Consider the following 21,820-nt stretch of genomic DNA (forward strand, 5'->3'; position numbering starts at 1 on the left):
CAGAGAATCATCCCCGATATCTGTCCACTGATCTCTCCCTGTATCTGAGCCATACGCAATTACTGCGTATGGCTCATTTTCTTTCTGCATGCCTCTTCAGGTGTTCAGGCAATGAAAAAGGCCGGGCGCTTGTCCCGGCCTTTTCAAATCACTCTTCCAGGCTTAGCGCCACAAATCGCGGCTCGCCCCCCCTGCGGACCAGAAGCAGCAGGGATTTCCGCCCAGCCTCTCGCGATTGGTCCATTCGGGCTTCCAGATCCGCGATGGTTTCCACCTTTTGCTGACCCGCTTCCGTAATCAGGTCACCCGCGCGCAACCCTTTCGCGTAAGCCTCAGACGCTTCGTCAACATTCGAAATCACCAGACCTTGGGCATCTGCGTCCAATCCCATATCCGCACGCAGCGTATCTGTGAGCGGGGAGATGGTCAGCCCGAGAATATCGGCGTTTTCTTCGACCGGAGCATCCTGCGTTTCTTCTTCGTCATCTTCTTTGCTTTCTGCGTCCTCGCGGCGTCCCAGCGTGACCAGAATTGTCTGTGTGCCGCCATCGCGGTGCACAATGACCCGGACGGCTTTGCCGACTTCTGTTTCGCCGACCTGACGGACCAGACCACGGGTGTCTTCGACCTCGACGCCGTCAAAGCTGATAATCACGTCGCCCGCTTTCAGACCGGCCTCCTGGGCGGGGCCTTCCGGGACATCGCTGATCAGCGCGCCGCCGGGTTTTTCCAGCCCCATCGCCTCGGCCATATCCTCGGTCACGTCCTGAATGCGGACACCCAGCCAGCCGCGCCGGGTTTCGCCAAATTCGCGCAGCTGATCGACAACCTTTACCACCACGTTCGACGCCATCGAAAAGCCGATACCGATCGAGCCACCGTTTGGCGACAGGATCGCGGTGTTCACGCCGATCACTTCGCCGTCCATGTTGAACAACGGACCACCCGAGTTGCCCCGGTTGATCGCCGCATCTGTCTGGATGTAATCGTCATAAGATCCGCTGAGCGCCCGGTTGCGGGCCGATACGATACCAGCGGATACAGAAAAGCCCTGGCCCAGCGGGTTGCCCATGGCAATAACCCAGTCACCCACACGCGCCACGTCGCTGTCGCCAAATTGCACGTATTTCAAGGGGCCGGATGCCTCGACCTTGAGCAGTGCAATGTCGGTTTTCTCATCGGTTCCGATGACCTTGGCCACCAGTTCTTTTTTGGGCTGCCCGTCGCCGGGGAAGAACTCCACAAGGATTTCATCAGCTTCCGCAATGACGTGATTGTTGGTGACAATGTAGCCATCTTCAGAGATCACAAAACCCGACCCAAGGGCGTTGCTGCGTCGGGGCGGGCCGTTGTCATTGCCGCCGTTGCGATCCTGAAACTCGCGAAAGAAATCCTCGAACGGAGACCCCTCGGGCACGATGCCCTGCGGACCTGTCTGACCTTCGATCAGGGTGCTTGTGGTGATGTTCACCACGGCCGGGCTGATCTTTTCCGCCAAGGGCGCAAGGCTTTCGCTTCTGGCCTGAGCGGAAACCGACTGCGCCAGCACAAGCAGTGTACCAGCAAAGGCCACCCACATTAGCCGCATCCAAACACTCACGTCGTCCCATCGGACGGATAAACTGCGCGCTTTTGCCTGCACTTGAGCTCTCCTTGTCGACAATCTTGCCAAGGCCTGTATCGGCCTTTCTTAGTTTCCAATGTAGTCAGTTTAACCCGGTGAGCAACTCGGGATCGCAGCGAAATCACCCGCACGTGAAACCGCCCCGTCAAAAGCCCAGTTGATATGCCCCCCAGAGCAGGATCAAACCACTGACAACACAAAGCAACCCGGCCAGACGCCGGGCCTGTACGGGCATGGCGCGCAGCGCCTCCAGCATCCGTTCGATAAGCGAAGGGGCCAGCGCATAGGCCAGCCCCTCGACAATCAGTACCAGCCCGAAGGCCAGAAGGATCATGCCCATCATTCGGACGGTGCCGCCACCGGTGCCCGCCGACCAGTTGGCGAACTGAGGTAGTTGAAGAAGTCCGAATCCGGGCTTAGCACCAACGAGCTGTTTCCGCCCTGAAGCGCATTTTCATAGGCAGACAGAGAGCGGTAGAATTCAAAGAACTCGGGGTCTGCTCCGTAGGCATCCGCAAAGATCGCGTTGCGTTCGGCGTCGGCCTCACCGCGAACAATTTCAGATTCGCGGCGGGCATCCGACACCAGTTCCACCACCGTACGATCGGCCTGCGCGCGGATACGCTGTGCGGCTTCCTCACCACGGGCCACTTCATCTGCCGCTTCACGCTCGCGTTCGGCACGCATACGCGCAAAGGTGGCTTCGAGGTTGGCTTGCGGCAGGTCAGTGCGTTTGAGCCGGACGTCGATCACTTCAAGACCCAGATCACGCGCTTCGGTAATGGCCCCATTGCGGATGCGCAGCATCAGCGCCGCCCGATCCGAGCTGAGGATATCGTTCGAGCTGACGGAACCCAGAACTTCGCGCGTTTTCGCCCGCAAAATGGAATCCAGCCGCTGTTCTGCGGTATCGATACCGCCCGCACCCACCGCTTCGCGGAACTGGCGCACGTCGGTAATCCGATAGCGTGCAAACGCGTCAACCACCAGACGACGGTCATCCAGAGGTGTCACCTCCAGTGGTCCGACCTCGCGGCTCAGAATACGGTCGTCATAGCGGACGACTTCCTGAATGACCGGAATCTTGAACGCAAGACCCGGATCTTCCTTGACATCAATGACGCGACCGAATTGCAGAACCAGTGCTTTTTCCCGTTCGTCGACGATGAAGATCGACGATAGCGCAGCCACCACAAGAACAAAAATGACAGGCAGAACAAAAGTTGATTTACGCATCTTTTAGTTCCCCTCGCCCGAGTTGCGGCGCAATTCGTTCAGCGGCAGATACGGGACAACGCCCTGCCCCTGCCCACCGGCATTCTCATCCAGAATGATCTTGTTTACGTCGCCAAGAACCTGCTCCATCCGCTCAAGATACAGACGCTTGCGCGTCACGTCTGGTGCTTTGGCGTATTCCGCCAAAACCGCGCTGAAGCGGCTGGCCTCACCCTGTGCTTCGTTCACGACCTGGGCGCGATAGGCTTCGGCTTCTTCCAGAACCTGTGCCGCTTCACCGCGCGCACCGGCGAGAACCCGGTTGGCATAGGCATCAGCCTGCTTTTCAAGCCGGTCACGTTCCTGACCCGCTGACTGAACTTCGCGGAATGCGTCCTTGACCGGTTCTGGTGGGTCGGCACCATCAAAGTTCACACGAACAATATTGATGCCTGAACTATAGCTGTCGAGCGTGGATTGGATCAGTTCCTCAAGCCGTTCAGCGATAACCGCACGGTCGCGGTTCAGGATCGGCGCAAGCGAAGACTGCGCGATAATTTCGCGCATCGCGGATTCCGAAACCGCCTGAATCGTTTGTCTGGGATCACGCAGGTTGAAGAGGAAATCTGCCGGATTCGAGATGTTCCAGACCACCTGAAAATCGATATCGACGATGTTTTCATCGCCCGTCAGCATCAGACCCGCATCGCTTCCACGACCACCCGAGCCGATGGTTTCCGTCTGTTCGACCTTCACCGGAATAACTTCGGCCGTCACAACCGGCCATGGGGCAAAGTTGAGACCTTCTGTACCGATCCCCGAGAAGCGGCCAAACAGCAGTTCAACTGATTGCTCTTCGGGTTTGACCGTATAGGCGCTGGCCACGCCCCACATCACCAGAGCGGCGACGCCACCCAGCAGCAGGGTGCCTTTGGTAAAGGCCGGGCCACCACCGCCACCCGAGCCATTGGTACCACGGCCACCGCCGCCACGGCCGCCCATGAGGACGCGCAGCTGTTCCTGGCCTTTTTTCATCAGTTCGTCGATCTCGGGGATATGCGGGCCATCGCTTTCGGGGGGCTTGCGCCCGTCCCCGTTGTTACCCCGATTTCCTCCGCCACCGGATGAGCCTCCGCCCCCCCAGGGGCCTCCGCTATTGCCCGCCATATGTATCTTTTCCTTCGTTTTGGACCGTGTGATCACGGGTTCCCTTGTAACGTGTGTGCGCGCGCTTGCAAATCAAGCCGTGCGCACAGGTTGCCGCATTGTCACCAGTTCTTCGGCCATGACCGGGTGAACTGCAACCGTTCGGTCAAAATCTTCCTTGGTCGCGCCCATCTTTACAGCGATTCCCGCCAGCTGGATCATCTCGCCGGCACCGGGGGCGACAATATGGCAACCCAGCACCTTGCGCGTGGCCTGAGAGACGATGAGTTTCATCAGTACCCGCTGCGTGCCGCCAGCAAAGGATTTCTGCATCGGCTTGAAAGACGTGGCATAAACCTCAATCGGTTCCTGTTCCGCTGCCTCTTCTTCGCTGAGGCCGACAGTTCCCATCTCAGGCTGAGTAAAGATCGCGGTCGGAATCAAGTCGTGATCCACCGGTGTCGGATTGCCCTTGAACACGGTTTCCACAAAGGCCATCCCCTCGCGGATCGCAACCGGTGTCAGGTTCACCCGGTCCGTCACATCGCCAATGGCAAAGATCGAAGGCACAGCGGTCTGGCTGTATTCATCCACGATGATCTCGCCCTTACGGCCGCGTTCAACGCCCAAAGCCTCCAGCCCAAGGTTATCGGCATTCGGCGCACGGCCCGTGGCATACATCACCACATCAAAACTCTGCTCGGAGCCGTTGGTGGCCTTGACCCAGATCTTGTCGCCCTGCTTTTTCATCTCGAGCACATTGGTGCCCAGGTGCAGGTCGATGCCGTTCTGGCACATTTCTTCGCTGATCAGTCCACGCGCCTCGTCATCAAAACCCCGAAGAATCTGTGCGCCGCGATAGAACTGAGTCGTCCTGACCCCCAGCCCGTTCATGATCCCGGCAAATTCACAGGCGATATAACCGCCCCCTACGATCAGGATGCTTTCAGGCAGCTTGTCCAAATGGAATATCTCGTTCGAGGTAATCGCCAGTTCCGAGCCCGGAAAATCCGGAACAACCGGGCGACCACCGGTGGCGATCAGAATGTGTTTGGCCGTTTTGCGGGTTCCGTCGGCCAGCTCGACCGTGTGGGCATCCACAAGGCGCGCACGCTGGTCAAAGCTTTCGACGCCGTTGTTCTTCAGGATATTGCGATATATCCCTTCCAACCGATCAAGCTCGGCCACAAGCTTGCCGTGGAAAGTGTTCCAGTTGAACGAGCCGGGCTGAATGTCCCAGCCATAGGCCTGCGCATCCCCGACCATGCCCGAGTATTCGCTGGCAAAGACCATCAGCTTCTTTGGCACGCAGCCCCGGATCACACAGGTGCCGCCATACCGGTCTTCTTCGGCCAGCGCGACCTTGGCGCCGGTTTCACCCGCCGCAACACGCGCCGCGCGGACCCCGCCCGAACCTCCACCGATGACAAAAAGATCATAGTCAAAGCTCATGCCGGGTTCCTTCGTTCAACTTGCAAATTTCTCTGGATATCTGGGCGTAAAAAACCCTGTGCCAACCCCCGGCGTGGAAATTTCGAACTTTCATAGCCACTTGCCGGAGGGACCTGCACGATACTCAGTCCGAAAAATCGGAAAACAGGTTATCGCGCGATCCGCTGAGCAGCTGATCCATTGCGACCGTACCCGCGTTGATATCCCGCAGCTCGACCCGGCCATCGCCATGGCCGATCACGACCTTGTCGCAGATGTCGATGAACAAGCCATTTTCCACAACACCGGGCACCTGGTTCAGAATCAGCGCCATCTGGCGCGGGTTGCCGATGCGCTTGAGGTGCAGGTCAAGGATGTGGTTGCCCTCATCGGTCACAAACGGAGCCTCGCCATTCATGCGCAGCGCCGAGGATGTCCCAAGAACATCCATCGTATCCAGAGCTTCCTCGATCAATGTGCGCGTTGTCTGCCAGCCAAAGGGAATGACCTCGACGGGCAGCGGAAAGGCCCCCAGAGTTTCAACTTCTTTACCTGCATCGGCGATGACGATCATCTGATCGCTGGCGGTGGCCACAATCTTTTCCTGCAGATGCGCACCGCCGCCCCCCTTGATCAGGTTCAGGTCCTGATCGAACTCATCCGCGCCGTCGATGGTCATGTCCAGCCAACCGGCCTGATCCAGTGAGATGACATCGATACCAACCTCGCGGGCAAGCTGCGCCGTGCGGGTCGAGGTTGGAACACCCTTGATCCGCAGTCCGTCTTCGCGCACCCGTTCACCCAGACGGCGCACCAGCCAGGCGGCTGTCGATCCTGTTCCAAGACCGACACGCATCCCGTCTTCGACCATGTCGGCGGCACGGTACGCGGCAACATATTTCGCGGTGTCGATTGGCGACAGATCTCTGGTCATGGCAGCTTTCCCAGTTTATTCTGACCGAGTTATAGGGAATGCGTCAGACGACTGCGACCCCATTTTGCGATCCGACTGGTGTTAAGATGTCTCAGGACTACGCGTTTCCTGTCGGAAAAGTCGCAATCATGTCTTACACCCACATCTTTGCGCTGTAAGTTGCGCGCATGTTGACCCGGTACCGCCTGCATTACGCCCCTGACAACGCCTCGCTGGTGATCCGGCTGGCGCTGAACGAGATGGGCGTAGCTTATGAAACCGTGGTGGTGGACCGCCGCCAGAACGAGCAGGACAGCGACGCGTATCGGTCGCTTAATCCCAACGGGCTGATCCCGGTTCTGGAAACGCCGCAGGGCCCGATCTTTGAAACTGCGGCGATCCTGCTTTGGCTGACAGAGCGCCATGGTCAATTGGCCCCGGCGGCGGATGATCCTGAACGCGCCGGATTTCTGAAATGGCTGTTCTTCGCGTCCAACACGTTGCATGCGGATCTTCGCATCCTGTTCTACGCTGAAAAATACATAGACGCCTCACAGGCCGACACGCTGCGCGCGGGCATCCGACCCCGGTTGCAGCAGCACCTGCGGCTGCTGGAAGCGCTGGCGCAACGCGGGCCTGAGTGGTTTCGCGCAGGTGTCCCATCGGTTCTGACCTATTATGTCGCCTGCATGATGCGCTGGATGGCCCTGTACCCCGTAAGTGCTGACCGCAGCTGGTATCAACTGGCCGACACGCCACATTTGCAGAAAGTGCTTCTGCACCTTGAGACATGCCCCGCCACCCGTTCGGCAATCGCTGCGGAAGGTTTGGGCGTTACACCCTTCACATCCCCTACTTACGCTAATCCCCCGGAAGGCTCGGCTATCTGATATGTTCCTATCTGTCTTCGATATGTTCAAAGTGGGCATTGGCCCGTCTTCATCACACACAATGGGCCCGATGGTGGCCGCGGCGCGCTTTCTGGACATGATGCGCGCGTCCCCCTTTGAATTTACGGGCCTGAAAGGTTCGCTGCACGGCTCGCTGGCCTTCACCGGCGTCGGCCACGCGACCGATCGGGCGACCATTCTGGGTCTGGCGGGCTTTGTTCCCGACACCTATGACAACGAAAAGGCCGAGGCCGCGCTGGCCGATATAGCACGCACGCACACCGTAACGCCCGAAGGCCTGCCGACGCTTCATTTCGATCCCAAGGCGGATCTGATTTTTGACTACGACAACAATTTGCCCGGGCACGCCAACGGGATGATCCTGATGGCTACCGACGCACAGGGCGATGTCATCCTGCGGCAGGTGTTTTATTCGATCGGCGGCGGCTTTGTCCTGACCGAGGAAGAACTGGCCGAAGGGAAAGACACCGATGAAGGCGACCCGGTCCCGTTCCCGTTCAAATCCGCCGCAGAAATGCTTGAGATGGCCAAATCCAGTGGCAAGACCATAGCCGGGATGAAGCGCGCGAACGAGATCGCGCGGGGCTGCGCCGACAGTTTCGCGAAAGGATCGGCCCGTTTGTGGGACGTCATGAATGCCTGTATCGAACGCGGCTTGACCACTGACGGCATCCTTCCGGGCGGTTTGAAAGTGCGCCGCCGCGCGAAAGGCATCTATGATGCGCTGATGGCCGAACGCGGCATGAACCTGACCGCGCCGCACACGATCAACGACTGGATGAGCGTCTATGCCATGGCGGTCAACGAGGAAAACGCGGCGGGCGGGCAAGTTGTCACTGCGCCAACCAACGGGGCCGCAGGTGTTCTGCCCGCTGTTCTACGCTACTATCTGGACCACGTACCGGGCGCGTCCGAAAGCCATATCGAGGATTTCCTGCTGACCGCGGCGGCCATTGGCGGGTTGGTGAAATACAACGCCTCAATCTCGGGTGCCGAAGCGGGATGTCAGGCCGAAGTTGGCAGCGCCGCTGCCATGGCGGCAGCCGGGCTTTGCGCCGTGATGGGGGGAACCCCTGAACAGGTGGAAAATGCCGCCGAGATCGCGCTGGAGCATCATCTGGGCATGACCTGCGACCCTGTTGCCGGACTGGTTCAGGTTCCTTGTATCGAACGAAACGGGTTAGGCGCTATCAAAGCAGTTTCAGCCGCCTCACTGGCCTTGCGCGGGGACGGTCAGCATTTCGTGCCGCTGGACGCGGTGATTGAGACGATGCGCCAAACCGGCCATGACATGCATGAGAAATACAAGGAAACCTCGCTGGGTGGTCTGGCTGTGAACGTACCGAACTGTTGAAACAGAAAGCGAGGGGCGACATGCGTGGGCATTGTCTGTGCGGCAAGATCCGGTTCGAAGTCGACCCTCCGGTACTTTCATGCGTCACCTGCCATTGCGACAGTTGCCGCCGCCAATGCGCAGCGCCGATGACAACGTATTTCGGAGTTCGCGATGGTCATTGGCGGTGGATCGGTGAAGAGCCCAAGCGCTTTAACTCCTCTCCCGGTGTCGAGCGCAGCTTCTGCCCGCACTGCGGCACGCCGATGTCCTTCCGGTCAACCGCCATGTCGGATGTGGTGCACCTATATGTCGCGACGCTGGGCGCTCCTGAAGCGCTGGAACCAACGTTGCATGTCGCGCATGAAGAAAAGCTGAAATGGCTGAAATTGGAGGATGGTCTGCCCACCTGCAACGGGCCGGATTACACCAAGGTTCAGCCCCTGCCCGACCGCTGACAACAGCGCTTCCCTCTGCGTCGCGAAACAGATAGCGTCGCGCTCATGACCCAGGACAGACCCGTCTTTGGCATCTTTTTGATGCTTGGTTTTTGCGTGCTCGCACCCTTGGGGGATGCGATGGCGAAGCTGTTGGGTGAAACCACACCGCTGGGTCTGCTGGTCATGGTCCGTTTCGCGGTGCAAGCGGTGATCCTGATCCCGCTGGTTGCGGTGACGGGGCGACCCTGGCGGATGCGCGGACGGATCCTGCGGCTGACCCTGCTACGGACGCTGCTGCATATCATCGGCATTTCGGCCATGTTCAGTGCGCTGCAATTCCTGCCATTGGCGGATGCCGTTGCAATTGCCTTCGTCATGCCATTCATCATGCTGCTGCTGGGCAAATATGTTCTGGAGGAAGAGGTCGGTTCCCGCCGTCTTGCTGCCTGCATCGTCGGGTTCATTGGCACGTTACTGGTCATTCAACCCAGCTTTGCCGAGGTGGGTGCACCTGCGTTGCTGCCACTGATCGTTGCCGTGGTTTTTGCCTTGTTCATGCTGGTCACCCGGCAAGTCGCGAAAGAGACCGATCCGGTGTCGTTGCAAGCCGTGTCCGGCGTATTTGCGACGATCCTTCTGGCACCGCTCCTTCTGATTGGCACGCAAATGAACATTCAGGAGCTCTCGATGACCCTGCCATCCAGCGATCTGAACTGGCTGCTGATTGCGATCGGGGTGTTGGGTACGGTCGCGCATCTGCTGATGACGTGGTCGCTGCGCTATGCGCCCTCTGCCACACTGGCCCCGATGCAATATCTGGAAATCCCGGTTGCAACCCTGATCGGATGGGTGATTTTCAACGACCTGCCCGATGGATTGGCTGCGGCTGGCATCGTCATCACCATTGCCGCAGGCCTGTACGTCATTCTGCGCGAGCGGGCCAGCGCCCGGTCTGCCCCGACAGAAACACCTGCATAAGCGGATCAAGTGCTGTGCGCGGGATCATCACCAGCAGGCCCGGCCCATCCATCTTCAGCTCGACAGGCGCCAGTGCACGGTTGGATGTTCCCACCTGCCCGTCCGGCTGAAAGGCCAGATTATCAATCGGCCATTCCAGCCCGGTACTGCGCCCCGTCACCGGCTGCATCGGAAACAGCGAGACCACATCGCCGGGCGCAACCGGCAGCTTGATCTCTGGCGGCGCATGAAAAACCAGTTCACGTTCGCCCAGCAATATGCAGGCCTGATCCTGCCGCCGGACCAGAACGTTCAGAACGGCCAGTTGATGATCAAGTCGCCCGCCAAGAAACCCAGCCCCCAGAACCAGAGGAGCGTGCAGATTGCGCAGGGCCTTGTCGAAATCGGTGCTGTCCTGTTCGCGGATGGCAAACAGGCGATCCGTGGGAATTTTAGCTTGCGTCGCTTTGCTCAGCGAATCGAAGTCACCAATCACCGCATCGGGAATCCGGCCTGATTCTGTCAAAATGTCCGCTCCGCCATCGGCGGCAACGACCGAATTGACGCGATTCAGCACCAGATTCAGGTCTCCAGATCCGATAAATCCCCCTCCGAACAGCCCGATTGGATCGATAGAGCGTACAATTGGCTCGATTTTCCTAAGATTGGCCATTTTTCCCGGATTTGGACACATTAAGACCACAAAATGATAGGTTCATGCATAAAGTTCAGAGCCTTCGTGTGCTCCCGATTCCGGGTAAGTGGGCTCTCGTAGTTTGTAAAGGACGTGCGTCTGATGGTACAGAATAACAAGGTATTAACCGTTTCATATGGAACCTTCTCCTGCACTTTGGAAGGATTTGATGATTCCTTTGAAACGATGAAAGCCATCGCCGAGTATTTCCGCGATCTCGCAGCGGATGACCGTTACTTCGGTTCGGAACCCCCGCAACCTGATGCCGAAATGCTGACCCGCATCGCCCGGCGTGATGCATCACAGCGCGTCGAAGCCCGTCAGAACGAATCCGGCCTGTTGCTGCGTGCCACTCAGACAACCGAAGCGCCAGTTGCTGCTGAAGAACCGGCCCCGCACACGGCCGCAGTCAATGTAGCCGAAACTCCCGCTCATGTTCAGCCACAACCGACCCCTGCGCAGACCGGGTTCGCCGAGGCAGAACCTGTCGCAGACACCCCGCCCCCGGCTGCTGACAGCATCGCGGCGAAACTGCAGCGTATTCGCGCGGTCGTCTCTCATTCCGATGTGCCCGCTGCCGAGTATTCCGAAGACGAAGACTCGTCTCTGCTGGCCAAATCCGCTCCTCCGGTAGATGCTGTGGCCGCCGCGTTTGAGGCTGGTGCTCTCAGCGCGGATGACTTTGCCGAACCCAAAGAGCCTGAAACCCAGGAAACCGAAGAACTGGCGGCACCTGCGGTTGACGAGGCGCTTGACGAGGAGGCCGCGGAACCACAAGCGGCTGAGACAGTTGATGCGCTGATCCCCGAAGTTGCTGAAACTCAGATCGAAGACACCGTTGACTTGCAGGCGCCCCTGACCCCCCAGCCCCTGCAAATCGACGAGACCGAAGGCGCGCCGGTGGCGGATCAGTCCGCCGCCGAGCCTCTGTTGGCTGATCTCGATGACGTTGGCGAAGACGATTTCGACGAAGAGGATGCCCCCAACATTCTCAACGTAGAAGACGTAGCAATTGAATCCGACGATGAACCGGTCGAGGACGATCTGGCACAGGGTGTTTTGACCGCAGACGACGAAATGCACCTGCTGACCGAAATTTCCGAGATCGAACATCACCTGTCCGGTCGTTCGAGCCAAAAACTGGCGGACGATGCGAATCCCGATCAGGATATGTCACGCCTGATGGCAAAGACCGGTGAGCATATGGATGACCCCAGCAGCAGCGATGCGCGCGAAACCTATTCGCACCTGCGCACCGCCGTCGCAGCCACCGAAGCCGACCGCGACGGTCAGGCACGCTCGGAAGAGGCGGCCGACCGGGATTACCGCGGCGATCTGGCATCCGTGGTCAGCCCACGGCGACCCGAGATCAAGGTAACCAGCATGCGTCCGGCACCGGAAGCTCCGGCGCCGCTCAAGCTGGTGGCCGAGCAGCGGGTGGATGAACACGGAACATCCGCAAGCCCGGTCTCGCCACGTCGTGTCACCGCAGACCAGGACGCAACCGGATCGGAGGAAGGCGGTTTCGCACAGTTTGCACAGGAACAGGGTGCGCAATCGCTGCCTGATCTTCTGGAAGCGGCTGCCGCATATCTGTCCTTCATCGAAGGTCAGGAGCAGTTTTCGCGCCCGCAGCTGATGAACAAGGTGCGTTCACTGAAACAGGACGAGTTCAATCGCGAAGAAAGCCTGCGTTCTTTTGGACAGTTGCTGCGCGATGGCAAGATCGAGAAAGCCGGAGGCGGGCGTTTCGCGGCGTCCAACCTGATCGGTTTTCGCCCCGATGACGAGCGTGCCGTAGGCTGATCACGCCACAAGGTTTCCAAGCAAGGCCGGGTTTACCCCCGGCCTTTTTGCTTTTTGCCATTGGACCATACTCCTGCCCTGAATGACAAAGCCCGAGCGTTTCGACTGATACCAGACAGCCGACAATATACCTCCGAGGACCGCGTGTAATCCTGCGCAGTGCTCAGCAGGCCCGGTCATTTACACGTACCTGACGAGCGCTAGGACTGATCGGGGTCTTCTTTGCCGACGCCGCGAAACACGAACTTGAACGGCAGGGCCCAAAGGATGCCCAGCACGATATAAACCAGCAGTTCGATCCAGATCGGAGGACGCCCCAGCAAGTTCACGATCGTCACCACGGCGATGATGTACAGCGGAAGGCCAAGCACAAGGATCACCAGCGACCAGCGCCGGCGTGCCTTGTAACTCAACCCTGTCTTCTGTTTCTCGCGCATCAGTCAGCAAAGGGGTCTGTCACCAGAATGGTGTCATCCCGCTCCGGGCTGGTGGACAAAAGTGCCACCGGGCATTCGATCAGTTCTTCGACCCGACGTACATATTTGATCGCATTTGCAGGTAAATCCGCCCAGCTGCGCGCGCCTTCGGTCGATTCGCTCCACCCCGGCATTTCTTCGTAAATCGGGGTACAGCGGGCTTGCTGATCAGCTGCGGTTGGAAGGTAATCCAAACGCTCGCCATCCAGCTCATACCCGGTGCAGATCTTAAGGGTCTCAAACCCGTCCAGAACATCCAGCTTGGTCAGCGAGATACCGTTCACGCCGCTGGTGGCGCAGGTCTGGCGCACCAGACAGGCGTCGAACCATCCGCAGCGGCGCTTGCGGCCTGTTGTCGTCCCGAATTCGTGCCCGCGTTCACCCAGACGCTGACCGTCTGCGTCTTCCAACTCGGTCGGGAACGGCCCTTCTCCAACGCGGGTGGTATAGGCCTTAACAATGCCAAGCACGAAATTGATCGAGCCCGGACCGATTCCAACACCGGTTGCCGCCTGACCCGCAATCACGTTCGACGACGTTACAAAGGGATAAGTGCCAAAATCGATATCCAGCAGCGCGCCCTGCGCCCCTTCAAACAGGATGCGTTTCCCGGCCTTGCGCTTTTCGTTCAGCACTTTCCAGACAGGTGCCGCAAACGGCAGAATTTGTTGCGCGATCTCTTTGAGCTGAGCAACCAGCGCGTCGCGGTCAACCGGTTCGATACCCAGACCCTTGCGCAACGGATCGTGATGTTGCAATGCGCGGTCCACGCGGGCCTCCAGCGTGGCTTCGTCCGCCAGATCGGCAACGCGAACGGAACGCCGCCCAACCTTGTCTTCATAGGCCGGGCCAATTCCGCGACCGGTTGTTCCGATCTTGGTGCCTTTGCTCGCAGCTTCCTCGCGCGCACGATCCAACTCGCCGTGAATCGGCAGAATCAGCGGCGTGTTTTCGGCAATCATCAGCGTGTCGGGAGTGATTTCAACACCCTGCGCCCGGATGGTTGCGATCTCATTGACCAGATGCCAGGGGTCCAGAACCACACCATTGCCGATAACGCTCAGCTTGCCGCCGCGTACCACACCCGAAGGAAGCGCGTGCAGCTTATAGACCTCGCCGTCGATCACCAGCGTGTGACCGGCATTGTGACCGCCCTGAAAACGCGCGATTACGTCCGCCCTTTCGCTGAGCCAGTCGACAATCTTGCCTTTTCCTTCGTCGCCCCATTGGGCGCCGACAACAACCACGTTGGCCATATCCGGTCCTTTTCGTGCTGAGTGATCAAACCCGGCTCATATAGCGGGGCAAAAACCGCAGGGAAACCGATATTTCGCCGCAGAGGAAAATCGCGCGGGCGCGCGATGCCTCCGGCGGGGATATTTGTAGCCAGATGAAGAGCGGATCCCTTGCTTCATCTGGCTGTAAATATCCCGGGGGAGGCGCCCGGAACGGGCGGCGGGGGCAGAGCCCCCTACCCTGTCATCGTAAGTGGACAGGTTGTCCGTGCGGAGTGGTCAGGTAAGCCTCTTCCCAGGCCTGATGCACATCCTGCACATCTTTCGGCATGGCAGCGCCCTGTTCGGCCAGCAATGTCTCAAGCGTTTCCAGCCATGCGTGGAAGTAATCGTCACCGCCATCCAGTTCCCGGGCAAGTCCATTGCGTTTCAGTATCGCTGAAAAGCGCGCCGCCCAATCCGACCATTCGAACCGCCCAGCCTCGTTCAGCGCGACGGTGACGGCAAAAACCTGAGCGTGCCAGGGCTCAGCAAAAACCGGCTCGGGGGCTCCGTATGAGATACAATCATTCATACCAGTTCCAAGTAGCTTTGCCAGAGGTCCAGAACCACCTGGTCGGCGGGATGTTCGGGGGCGGCCCAGAGCTCTGATGCCGCAAAGGCCACTGCATAAATCGGCTCTGGCGCTTCACCCAACCCATGCGCATTGGAATCGGGCAGAACATGGGTTCCGTGCAGGCGCAGGATTCGGCCCCTGGCACCGGATGCATAAACAGGCAGGCGCGTGTGCCCCCCATCCACGAGGCGATTTGCTGCCGGTCGGACCGTGACAACCTCTTGCCCCACAGAAAACAGCGCCGCAACATTGGAAGGCCTGTCCGCGGGCCCGCCTTTGGCCAGCGCTGCGGACACCGCTTCCGCCTTGAGCGCTCTGTCTGCCAAGGGGTGCGGTTTGTCGCCACGCACGCCACGCAGATCTTCCAATGTCAGAACACCCTTTTCGACAAGCAGATCGGCCAGACCGGATATCCATTTCTCATAATACGAAAACCGGGTGTAGTCCTTCGGGGACAGGCGTTCGCGCGCGTGGCGTGAAACGTCGATGTTCCACTGCCCCAGAAACCCAGATGCAAGTGTGACCGCAAGAGCGCGGGCGTGCCAGTCTTCGGCAAAGACCGGCGCATCCTCTGCCTCTGGACGTATCGGACCATCACCGAAACGGCCTCCCATATCGTGAACGCGGGTCATGCGGGCACCCTCGGAAGGCCCGTGCCGATCATGCTGTCGCGCGTCACAAGCGCGGTTAGTTCATCTTCGTTCATCCCGTCTGTGCCTTCAGGGCGCATGGGCAAGACAAGGTAGCGAATTTCGGCCGTCGAATCCCAAACCCGTACAGAGGTGTCTTGGGGCAAGGTGACGCCGAACTCGGCCAGCACCTTGCGCGGTTCTCGCACCGCGCGGGCTCGGTAGGCGTCGGACTTGTACCATCCGGGCGGGATACCCAGCAGTGGCCAAGGGTAACAGCTGCACAGGGTGCAGACGACCATGTTGTGCCGATCCGGTGTGTTCTCGACAACCACCATATGTTCGCCCTGGCGGCCATAGTAGCCAAGGTCGGCTACGACCGGAGTGGCGTCTTCAAGCAGGGCGGCTTTGAAGGCAGGGTCGCTCCAGGCTTTGGCAACGACGCGCGCGCCGTTTTGCGGCCCGATCCTGTTCTGATAAGTGTCGATAATCTCATCCAGAGCCGCCGGATCGATCAGCCCTTTGCGAGTCAGAATCGTCTCAAGCGCTTTGACGCGCAATGCGGGTTCGGGTGGCAACAGGGCATGCGGGTGGTCGTGATCGTCATGTGGCATGGCCGCAGCCTGCGTCACAACTCAACGCACTGTCCAGTCCCTTTGACGTGATGGGATACATCAAGGAAGTTGATGCCAACTCCTGACTTGCCCCCGCTGGCAAACTTGCATAAGTACCACGCGATACACGCCACGCTGTACAGGACCACCATGGAAAACGTCGTTCTCATCATCCATCTTCTTCTGGCTCTGGGCCTGATCGCCGTTGTCCTGATGCAGCGGTCTGAAGGCGGTGGCCTTGGCATGGGCGGTGGCGGTGGTGCGATGACCGGTCGCGCGGCAGCGACGGCTTTGGGCAAGCTGACCTGGATACTTGCAGCGTGTTTCATCGTCACCTCGATCACACTGACCATTCTTGCGGCTCAGAAATCTTCGGGCAGCTCAGTAATCGACCGTCTGGGCGTTCCGGCACCGGCTTCGACCGAGGAAAGCGCTCCGGCTATTCCGTCGGTTGATGATCTTCTGCCGCCGGCACAGGACGACAACGCGCCGCTGATCCCGCAGGCGGATTGATCCACAAAACCTAGAAACCTGAGAGAGGACTGCAACAGCATCTTGCGGTTCTCTTGCGCTTTTGGCGCGAATCCTTTATACGTGAAGTCCCGTGATGCAGCGGTTTTTCGGAACCGCCGGGCAGCTGATTTTGACGTCTCACGGGAGCAGCCGAAAAACTATGGCACGTTTTATTTTCATCACCGGTGGTGTGGTTTCGTCCTTGGGCAAAGGGCTGGCTTCGGCAGCTTTGGGCGCTTTGTTGCAGGCCCGCGGTTATTCGGTGCGTCTGCGCAAGCTGGACCCCTATCTGAACGTCGATCCCGGCACGATGTCGCCCTTTGAGCATGGCGAAGTGTTTGTCACCGATGATGGTGCCGAGACCGATCTGGACCTTGGCCACTACGAACGGTTCACCGGAGTCGCGGCACGCAAGACCGACTCGGTCAGTTCCGGGCGGATCTATTCGAACGTGCTCGAGAAAGAACGCCGTGGCGATTACCTTGGCAAGACCATTCAGGTGATCCCGCACGTCACAAATGAGATCAAGGATTTCATCGCCATCGGCGAGGATGAGGTTGATTTCATGCTGTGTGAGATTGGCGGCACTGTGGGCGATATCGAAGGCCTGCCCTTCTTTGAAGCCATCCGACAGTTCAGTCAGGACAAACCGCGCGGCCAGTGTATCTTTATGCATCTGACGTTGCTGCCCTACATCAAAGCGTCGGGTGAGTTGAAAACCAAGCCGACCCAGCACTCGGTGAAAGAACTGCGCTCGATCGGTCTGGCCCCCGATATTCTGGTCTGCCGGTCCGAAGGGCCGATCCCGACCAAGGAACGGGAAAAACTGGCCCTGTTCTGCAACGTGCGTCCGGACAGCGTGATCGCAGCGCAGGACCTGTCGACCATCTACGACGCCCCGCTGGCCTATCACCGCGAGGGGCTGGATCAGGCCGTTCTTGATGCCTTCCAGATCAGCCCCGCCCCCAAGCCCGATCTGGCCAAATGGGAAGATGTGAGCGACCGCATCCACAACGCCGAGGGCGAAGTGAAAGTGGCCATTGTCGGCAAATATACGCAGCTTGAAGACGCCTATAAGTCGATTGCCGAGGCGCTGACCCATGGCGGTATGGCCAACCGCGTGAAGGTCAAGATCGAGTGGGTGGATGCCGAGGTTTTCGATACCGAAGACGCGGCCCCGTATCTGGAAGGCTTCCACGCCATCCTCGTCCCCGGTGGGTTTGGCGAGCGTGGCACCGAAGGCAAGATCAAGGCGGCGCAATATGCGCGCGAGCACAAGGTTCCCTATCTGGGCATTTGTCTTGGCATGCAGATGGCGGTGATCGAGGCTGCGCGGAACGCTGCGGGTATTACCGAAGCCGGGTCCGAGGAATTCGACCATGAGGCCGGGAAGAAACGGTTTGAACCGGTGGTCTATCACCTCAAGGAGTGGGTACAGGGCAACCACAAGGTCGAGCGCAAGGTCGGCGACGACAAGGGCGGCACAATGCGCCTTGGAGCTTACAACGCAGTATTGGCGGATGGATCCAAAGTGGCCGAGGTTTATGGCGGCACGCAGATCGAGGAACGACACCGCCACCGCTATGAAGTGGACATCAAGTATCGCGACAAGCTTGAAAAAGCGGGCCTGAAGTTTTCGGGCATGTCCCCGGACGGTCGTCTGCCCGAAATCGTGGAATGGGCGGATCATCCGTGGTTCATCGGCGTTCAGTACCACCCGGAACTGAAGTCCAAGCCGTTTGACCCGCATCCGCTGTTTCGCGAATTTGTGCGGGCCGCAAAAGACACCTCGCGGCTGGTCTAATCTCTGACTGTGTCGGACTGTCACCCCACGTTGTTTCGTGGGGGCTGACCTCTTAACTGTGTGGAGAGGCAGGTTTTCTGCTTTTGCATTTCACGGTTTCAGGAGATTTCCGATGAGCAACGCAACAACGATCACCAACCTTCAGCAAGCGCTTCATATGGAGCTTACTGCCGCGCACCAATACCAGTTGCACGCGCATGTTCTGGACGACTGGGGCCTTGATATTCTGGCCGAGAAAATGCGGGGCGAGATGCAGGAAGAGCTGGTGCATTCTGACGCCTTTATCGAACGTATCCTGTTTCTGGGTGGAACCCCCGAGCTTGCGTTTCAGAAAAGCCCGGCCGCAGCAGGCACACTGGAAGAGATGTTCGCCTCTGACCTCAAAGACGAGAGTGAGGCCGTTGATTTTTACACCAATGCAGCGCAACAGGCGGCCGAAGTTGGTGATGTTGGTTCGCGTACACTGTTCGAACGCATCCTGATGGAAGAAGAAGGTCATAAAGCCTGGCTGGAGACACAGCTGAGCCTTCTGCAACGTCTGGGCGAATCTGCGTTTAGCGCGAAATTCGTCTCTGGCGCTGCGGGCGACGCCTGAGACCTTGGTTTCAAACCGGTGGATGTCACAGGTGCTTTGCGAAGCTGACGCAATCTGTGCCTGTGCCGTCACCTTAAATTGACCTGGCTGGGTGCAAAAACTCTGGCCGGGTCATTTTCTCAGCGTTAGCTGTAGGATACGTGACAACAGGAGAGTTCCGATGACCAGCCAGTCCCAGAAAGCCGTGACCTTTACCAGCCTTCACAAGAAGGGCGATCCTGTCATTCTGTTCAATATCTGGGACGCTGGCAGCGCTGGCGCCGTTCGGGACGCTGGTGCCCAGGCCATCGCGACCGGCAGTGCCCCTGTTGCCATGGCGCAGGGCTATGGCGACGGGCAGAACATTCCACTTGAGGCCGCGTTGGACAATGTACGCCGCATCGTTGCGGCGATTGATTTGCCGGTAACACTGGATTTCGAGGGGGCTTATGCCGAAGACCCGCAAGGGATCGCGCAAAACGTTCGGCGCGCACTTGACTGCGGTGTTGTCGGGTTCAACTTTGAAGACCAGATCATCGGTGGTGACGGTCTCTACGATATCGCCACTCAGGCCAAACGTGTTGAAGCGGTATGCGACGCTTGCGCGCGCGCGGCTATTCCCGCCTATGTCAATGCGCGCACAGATATCTTCCTGAAGGCCGCAGCGGACACCCATGACGACACGATGCTGGATGAGGCCATTGCCCGTGCCAATGCCTATGCTGACGCAGGCGCCAGCGGATTCTTTGCACCCGGGCTAAAGAACGAAGCCCTGATCGCCCGGCTTTGCGAATCCACGACCTTACCGGTCAATATCATCGCCCTGCCCGGCACGCCGGATACGCCCACTCTGGCAAAGCTCGGGGTCGCGCGGATCAGCTACGGTCCAGTCCCCTATCGCCAGATGCTGGCCTGGTTGCAGAACGCAGCCAAAGAGGCGCTGACCTGGTAAACGCAGGCCTTTGTTTCTTAAGGACAAATTGAAACCCATGGATATTGGGCAATGATTGAATGTTGGCCGGTGTGTACCCGGTGCCGCGCAGCTCTGATTCAGCGCGGGACACACGCAATACTATAGCAAGACCGGCATTTCGTGCTTGGCCGATCACGACCTGTCGTCTAGGTGTTTGTTATGTTGAAAAGGTTCTTTAAGGCGCTCAGACCGCCTCATCATGAACAGTTGCCGGACCCGGATGCAGAACTTGCTCTGGGCGCCCTCATGGTGCGCGTCGCGCAGGCAGATCGCGATTACAAGCTGGAAGAGATCAGTCTGATCGACAAGATACTGGCCCGTCTGTACCAGCATAACGCGATTGAGGCAGCCAAGGTGCGTGCCACCTGTGAAAAGCTCCATGCTGCGGCACCGGAAACTGATACGTTCGGCAAACTGATCCGGGAAACCACGGATCTGAAAGAGCGGCTAGCAGCCCTTGACGCGTTGTGGGAAATTGTTCTGGCGGATGGCAGTTCGGACGAAGGCGAGATAAAGATCGTCGAAGAAGCCCGCATTGCCATGGGCCTGAGCTATAATGACAGTCAGGCAGCGCGCGAGCGCGTCCAAAGCCGCTTGGATGTGAGTTAAGCGCCCGCTATATCTTACCCATGTTCAGTGACTTTCTTTCCAGGCTCACACAGCCCAAGCCCGAACCGCTTGTCGAAGATGATGCCCGCCTGGCCCTGACGGCCTTGCTGGTGCGTCTGGCACGATCTGACAACGATTATTCTGATTCCGAGATGGCGCGCATCGACCGCATCTCGGCTGAACGATACGGTTTGTCCCCATTCGAAAGCGCGGCTTTGCGCGCCCGTGCCGAAGATCTGGAGGCTGAAGCCCCCGACACGGTCCGTTTTACCCGTGCCATCAAGGAAGCAGTCGCTTATGAAAACCGGCTGGCGGTGGTTCAGGCGCTGTGGTCAGTGGCCCTGGCTGATGGCCACCGTACGGGTGAGGAGGATTCGCTGCTGCGTCTGGTTGTCAGCCTGCTGGGGGTCAGCGACGTAGATTCGGCTTTGGCCCGGCAAAAGGCCGCCAAATCTTGATAGCCATGCTTGGCATGTACGACATGCCCGAGGTTCAGGCCGCCAATGATCGGTTCTGGGGGTTGATTCGCACGCATCTGGGACATGGTCCGGAACAGCTGACCCGAGGCGCCGATGTTTGGCAGGTCTGGCTTGATCCTGATCTGGTGCTGGCACAGACCTGTGGAATGCCCTATCGCACACGCTTGCATGATCGGGTTCAACTGGTGGGCACCCCGGATTACGGCCTTCCCGGTTGTCCTGCCGGGCATTATTGCTCGGTCTTTGTGGCGCGGCGCGACGACAACCGCACGCTGGCGGGCATGACTGACGGTATCTTCGCGTATAACGAAGCGCTGTCTCAATCCGGCTGGGCAGCACCGATCACGCATCTATCCCGGGAGAACCTAAATCCTGCGTCGTTGTTGGAAACAGGCGGTCACGCGCTGTCAGCGCAGGCGGTCTCGGACGGGAAGGCAGATTTCGCCGCGCTGGATGCATTGACCTGGATGATGTTGCAGGAACATACCGATCTGGGCAAAAGCCTGCGCGAATTGGCAAAAACCACTCCTACACCAACCCTGCCCTATATTACTGGACCCGACCAAAACGCGGATCTGGTCGCAGACGCAGTTCGAACCGCAATAGACAACCTTGCCGAACACGACCGCAAAACGCTGCATATTCAGGGGCTGATCGACATCCCGGCGGAGGAGTACCTGTCCGTACCGACCCCGCCACCGCCATGCGCACAGCGGATAATCTGATGACCAAATTGTCCGGTGCATTTGGTCATTTTGGCTGTTTCCGACCCTGAATTTGCGAATTGCGCATTGCATTGAGCAAATTTTTCGGCCCTATTACCGCACC

The 21,820-nt window shown here is 58.8% G+C and carries 24 protein-coding genes; 12 read left to right on the forward strand and 12 right to left on the reverse strand.

Annotated elements, in window-relative coordinates:
- Positions 1–148: 148 nt before the first annotated feature.
- The 6 genes from ACR0AP_RS04855 to rpiA form a co-directional block, all read right to left on the reverse strand.
- On the reverse strand, positions 149–1,588 hold the full coding sequence (locus ACR0AP_RS04855) for a DegQ family serine endoprotease (protein ID WP_480505654.1): 1,440 nt from the start codon (positions 1,586–1,588) through the stop codon (positions 149–151).
- A gap of 181 nt (positions 1,589–1,769) precedes the next feature.
- Entirely contained in the window at positions 1,770–1,964 is a 195-nt protein-coding gene (locus ACR0AP_RS04860; RefSeq protein WP_480476484.1) for a DUF2065 domain-containing protein, read from the reverse strand.
- Positions 1,964–2,860 carry a protease modulator HflC gene (gene hflC, locus ACR0AP_RS04865; RefSeq protein ID WP_209595851.1) on the reverse strand — a complete coding sequence of 299 codons (897 nt, stop codon included), beginning with the start codon at positions 2,858–2,860 and terminating at the stop codon, positions 1,964–1,966. Before hflC ends, ACR0AP_RS04860 begins: the two co-directional genes overlap by 1 nt.
- Positions 2,861–2,863: 3 nt before the next feature.
- Positions 2,864–4,006, reverse strand: a complete 1,143-nt coding sequence (hflK, locus tag ACR0AP_RS04870; protein WP_267363979.1) for an FtsH protease activity modulator HflK — start codon at positions 4,004–4,006, stop codon at positions 2,864–2,866.
- Between the two features lie 72 nt (positions 4,007–4,078).
- The gene (gene gor, locus ACR0AP_RS04875) at positions 4,079–5,437 is read right to left on the reverse strand and encodes a glutathione-disulfide reductase (RefSeq protein ID WP_480505655.1); all 1,359 of its coding nucleotides are present in this window, start codon (positions 5,435–5,437) and stop codon (positions 4,079–4,081) included.
- A 124-nt stretch (positions 5,438–5,561) separates the two neighbouring features.
- A complete protein-coding gene (gene rpiA / locus ACR0AP_RS04880; RefSeq protein ID WP_480493460.1) occupies positions 5,562–6,350 on the reverse strand; it encodes a ribose-5-phosphate isomerase RpiA in 789 nt (262 codons plus the stop codon).
- Positions 6,351–6,517: 167 nt separating this feature from the next.
- Between rpiA and ACR0AP_RS04885 the strand changes: the two genes are divergently transcribed.
- The 4 genes from ACR0AP_RS04885 to ACR0AP_RS04900 are packed head-to-tail and all read left to right on the forward strand — an operon-like array spanning position 6,518 to position 9,991.
- A complete protein-coding gene (locus tag ACR0AP_RS04885; protein ID WP_480505656.1) occupies positions 6,518–7,219 on the forward strand; it encodes a glutathione S-transferase family protein in 702 nt (233 codons plus the stop codon).
- Position 7,220: 1 nt separating this feature from the next.
- Complete coding sequence (locus tag ACR0AP_RS04890) at positions 7,221–8,594, forward strand: L-serine ammonia-lyase (RefSeq protein WP_480481524.1); 1,374 nt, start codon at positions 7,221–7,223, stop codon at positions 8,592–8,594.
- Between the two features lie 20 nt (positions 8,595–8,614).
- Positions 8,615–9,031 carry a GFA family protein gene (locus ACR0AP_RS04895; RefSeq protein ID WP_480505657.1) on the forward strand — a complete coding sequence of 139 codons (417 nt, stop codon included), beginning with the start codon at positions 8,615–8,617 and terminating at the stop codon, positions 9,029–9,031.
- Positions 9,032–9,076: 45 nt separating this feature from the next.
- The gene (locus tag ACR0AP_RS04900; protein ID WP_480505658.1) at positions 9,077–9,991 is read left to right on the forward strand and encodes a DMT family transporter; all 915 of its coding nucleotides are present in this window, start codon (positions 9,077–9,079) and stop codon (positions 9,989–9,991) included.
- Here ACR0AP_RS04900 and ACR0AP_RS04905 read toward each other — a convergent pair.
- Positions 9,936–10,643, reverse strand: a complete 708-nt coding sequence (locus tag ACR0AP_RS04905) for a thiamine diphosphokinase (protein ID WP_209504284.1) — start codon at positions 10,641–10,643, stop codon at positions 9,936–9,938. The genes ACR0AP_RS04900 and ACR0AP_RS04905 overlap by 56 nt on opposite strands.
- 123 nt (positions 10,644–10,766) lie before the next feature.
- Here ACR0AP_RS04905 and ACR0AP_RS04910 point away from each other — a divergent pair, with 123 nt between their 5' ends.
- Positions 10,767–12,470 (forward strand): hypothetical protein, encoded by a 1,704-nt coding sequence (locus ACR0AP_RS04910; RefSeq protein ID WP_480505659.1) that lies wholly within the window; start codon positions 10,767–10,769, stop codon positions 12,468–12,470.
- 200 nt (positions 12,471–12,670) lie between these two features.
- On the opposite strand, the gene ACR0AP_RS04915 is transcribed toward ACR0AP_RS04910, so the two are convergent.
- The 5 genes from ACR0AP_RS04915 to nthA all read right to left on the reverse strand — a co-directional run bounded on the left by ACR0AP_RS04915 (position 12,671) and on the right by nthA (position 16,040).
- The gene (locus ACR0AP_RS04915; RefSeq protein WP_480476464.1) at positions 12,671–12,907 is read right to left on the reverse strand and encodes a DUF2842 domain-containing protein; all 237 of its coding nucleotides are present in this window, start codon (positions 12,905–12,907) and stop codon (positions 12,671–12,673) included.
- Positions 12,907–14,202: an adenylosuccinate synthase gene (locus ACR0AP_RS04920; RefSeq protein ID WP_480486046.1), complete on the reverse strand. Its 1,296-nt coding sequence runs from the start codon at positions 14,200–14,202 to the stop codon at positions 12,907–12,909. Before ACR0AP_RS04920 ends, ACR0AP_RS04915 begins: the two co-directional genes overlap by 1 nt.
- Positions 14,203–14,425: 223 nt before the next feature.
- Positions 14,426–14,755, reverse strand: coding sequence for a nitrile hydratase accessory protein (locus ACR0AP_RS04925; protein WP_480505660.1), 330 nt, complete (start codon positions 14,753–14,755; stop codon positions 14,426–14,428).
- On the reverse strand, positions 14,752–15,429 hold the full coding sequence (nthB, locus tag ACR0AP_RS04930) for a nitrile hydratase subunit beta (RefSeq protein WP_480505661.1): 678 nt from the start codon (positions 15,427–15,429) through the stop codon (positions 14,752–14,754). Before nthB ends, ACR0AP_RS04925 begins: the two co-directional genes overlap by 4 nt.
- Entirely contained in the window at positions 15,426–16,040 is a 615-nt protein-coding gene (gene nthA, locus ACR0AP_RS04935) for a nitrile hydratase subunit alpha (RefSeq protein WP_209504290.1), read from the reverse strand. The genes nthB and nthA overlap by 4 nt, the downstream gene beginning before the upstream one ends.
- A gap of 150 nt (positions 16,041–16,190) precedes the next feature.
- Between nthA and secG the strand changes: the two genes are divergently transcribed.
- The 7 genes from secG to ACR0AP_RS04970 all read left to right on the forward strand — a co-directional run bounded on the left by secG (position 16,191) and on the right by ACR0AP_RS04970 (position 21,717).
- A complete protein-coding gene (gene secG / locus ACR0AP_RS04940) occupies positions 16,191–16,553 on the forward strand; it encodes a preprotein translocase subunit SecG (protein ID WP_209504291.1) in 363 nt (120 codons plus the stop codon).
- Between the two features lie 160 nt (positions 16,554–16,713).
- Positions 16,714–18,357 (forward strand): CTP synthase, encoded by a 1,644-nt coding sequence (locus tag ACR0AP_RS04945; protein WP_209595839.1) that lies wholly within the window; start codon positions 16,714–16,716, stop codon positions 18,355–18,357.
- A gap of 112 nt (positions 18,358–18,469) precedes the next feature.
- Positions 18,470–18,952 carry a bacterioferritin gene (locus ACR0AP_RS04950; RefSeq protein ID WP_267365948.1) on the forward strand — a complete coding sequence of 161 codons (483 nt, stop codon included), beginning with the start codon at positions 18,470–18,472 and terminating at the stop codon, positions 18,950–18,952.
- Between the two features lie 160 nt (positions 18,953–19,112).
- Positions 19,113–19,883 carry an isocitrate lyase/PEP mutase family protein gene (locus ACR0AP_RS04955; RefSeq protein ID WP_480505662.1) on the forward strand — a complete coding sequence of 257 codons (771 nt, stop codon included), beginning with the start codon at positions 19,113–19,115 and terminating at the stop codon, positions 19,881–19,883.
- A 180-nt stretch (positions 19,884–20,063) separates the two neighbouring features.
- Entirely contained in the window at positions 20,064–20,513 is a 450-nt protein-coding gene (locus ACR0AP_RS04960) for a tellurite resistance TerB family protein (protein WP_209504295.1), read from the forward strand.
- 20 nt (positions 20,514–20,533) lie between these two features.
- The gene (locus ACR0AP_RS04965) at positions 20,534–20,971 is read left to right on the forward strand and encodes a tellurite resistance TerB family protein (protein WP_480505663.1); all 438 of its coding nucleotides are present in this window, start codon (positions 20,534–20,536) and stop codon (positions 20,969–20,971) included.
- Positions 20,968–21,717: a phosphate/phosphite/phosphonate ABC transporter substrate-binding protein gene (locus ACR0AP_RS04970; protein ID WP_480505664.1), complete on the forward strand. Its 750-nt coding sequence runs from the start codon at positions 20,968–20,970 to the stop codon at positions 21,715–21,717. The genes ACR0AP_RS04965 and ACR0AP_RS04970 overlap by 4 nt, the downstream gene beginning before the upstream one ends.
- Positions 21,718–21,820 lie beyond the last annotated feature (103 nt).

The sequence above is a fragment of the Ruegeria sp. AF7 genome, assembly GCF_056541885.1.

Bases quoted from the DNA above. Each gene is read 5' to 3' on its own strand.
- ACR0AP_RS04855 (WP_480505654.1), bottom strand. From the start codon at position 1,588: ATGCGGCTAATGTGGGTGGCCTTTGCTGGTACACTGCTTGTGCTGGCG.
- ACR0AP_RS04860 (WP_480476484.1), bottom strand. From the start codon at position 1,964: ATGGGCATGATCCTTCTGGCCTTCGGGCTGGTACTGATTGTCGAGGGG.
- hflC (WP_209595851.1), bottom strand. From the start codon at position 2,860: ATGCGTAAATCAACTTTTGTTCTGCCTGTCATTTTTGTTCTTGTGGTG.
- hflK (WP_267363979.1), bottom strand. From the start codon at position 4,006: ATGGCGGGCAATAGCGGAGGCCCCTGGGGGGGCGGAGGCTCATCCGGT.
- gor (WP_480505655.1), bottom strand. From the start codon at position 5,437: ATGAGCTTTGACTATGATCTTTTTGTCATCGGTGGAGGTTCGGGCGGG.
- rpiA (WP_480493460.1), bottom strand. From the start codon at position 6,350: ATGACCAGAGATCTGTCGCCAATCGACACCGCGAAATATGTTGCCGCG.
- ACR0AP_RS04885 (WP_480505656.1), top strand. From the start codon at position 6,518: ATGTTGACCCGGTACCGCCTGCATTACGCCCCTGACAACGCCTCGCTG.
- ACR0AP_RS04890 (WP_480481524.1), top strand. From the start codon at position 7,221: ATGTTCCTATCTGTCTTCGATATGTTCAAAGTGGGCATTGGCCCGTCT.
- ACR0AP_RS04895 (WP_480505657.1), top strand. From the start codon at position 8,615: ATGCGTGGGCATTGTCTGTGCGGCAAGATCCGGTTCGAAGTCGACCCT.
- ACR0AP_RS04900 (WP_480505658.1), top strand. From the start codon at position 9,077: ATGACCCAGGACAGACCCGTCTTTGGCATCTTTTTGATGCTTGGTTTT.
- ACR0AP_RS04905 (WP_209504284.1), bottom strand. From the start codon at position 10,643: ATGGCCAATCTTAGGAAAATCGAGCCAATTGTACGCTCTATCGATCCA.
- ACR0AP_RS04910 (WP_480505659.1), top strand. From the start codon at position 10,767: ATGGTACAGAATAACAAGGTATTAACCGTTTCATATGGAACCTTCTCC.
- ACR0AP_RS04915 (WP_480476464.1), bottom strand. From the start codon at position 12,907: ATGCGCGAGAAACAGAAGACAGGGTTGAGTTACAAGGCACGCCGGCGC.
- ACR0AP_RS04920 (WP_480486046.1), bottom strand. From the start codon at position 14,202: ATGGCCAACGTGGTTGTTGTCGGCGCCCAATGGGGCGACGAAGGAAAA.
- ACR0AP_RS04925 (WP_480505660.1), bottom strand. From the start codon at position 14,755: ATGAATGATTGTATCTCATACGGAGCCCCCGAGCCGGTTTTTGCTGAG.
- nthB (WP_480505661.1), bottom strand. From the start codon at position 15,429: ATGACCCGCGTTCACGATATGGGAGGCCGTTTCGGTGATGGTCCGATA.
- nthA (WP_209504290.1), bottom strand. From the start codon at position 16,040: ATGCCACATGACGATCACGACCACCCGCATGCCCTGTTGCCACCCGAA.
- secG (WP_209504291.1), top strand. From the start codon at position 16,191: ATGGAAAACGTCGTTCTCATCATCCATCTTCTTCTGGCTCTGGGCCTG.
- ACR0AP_RS04945 (WP_209595839.1), top strand. From the start codon at position 16,714: ATGGCACGTTTTATTTTCATCACCGGTGGTGTGGTTTCGTCCTTGGGC.
- ACR0AP_RS04950 (WP_267365948.1), top strand. From the start codon at position 18,470: ATGAGCAACGCAACAACGATCACCAACCTTCAGCAAGCGCTTCATATG.
- ACR0AP_RS04955 (WP_480505662.1), top strand. From the start codon at position 19,113: ATGACCAGCCAGTCCCAGAAAGCCGTGACCTTTACCAGCCTTCACAAG.
- ACR0AP_RS04960 (WP_209504295.1), top strand. From the start codon at position 20,064: ATGTTGAAAAGGTTCTTTAAGGCGCTCAGACCGCCTCATCATGAACAG.
- ACR0AP_RS04965 (WP_480505663.1), top strand. From the start codon at position 20,534: ATGTTCAGTGACTTTCTTTCCAGGCTCACACAGCCCAAGCCCGAACCG.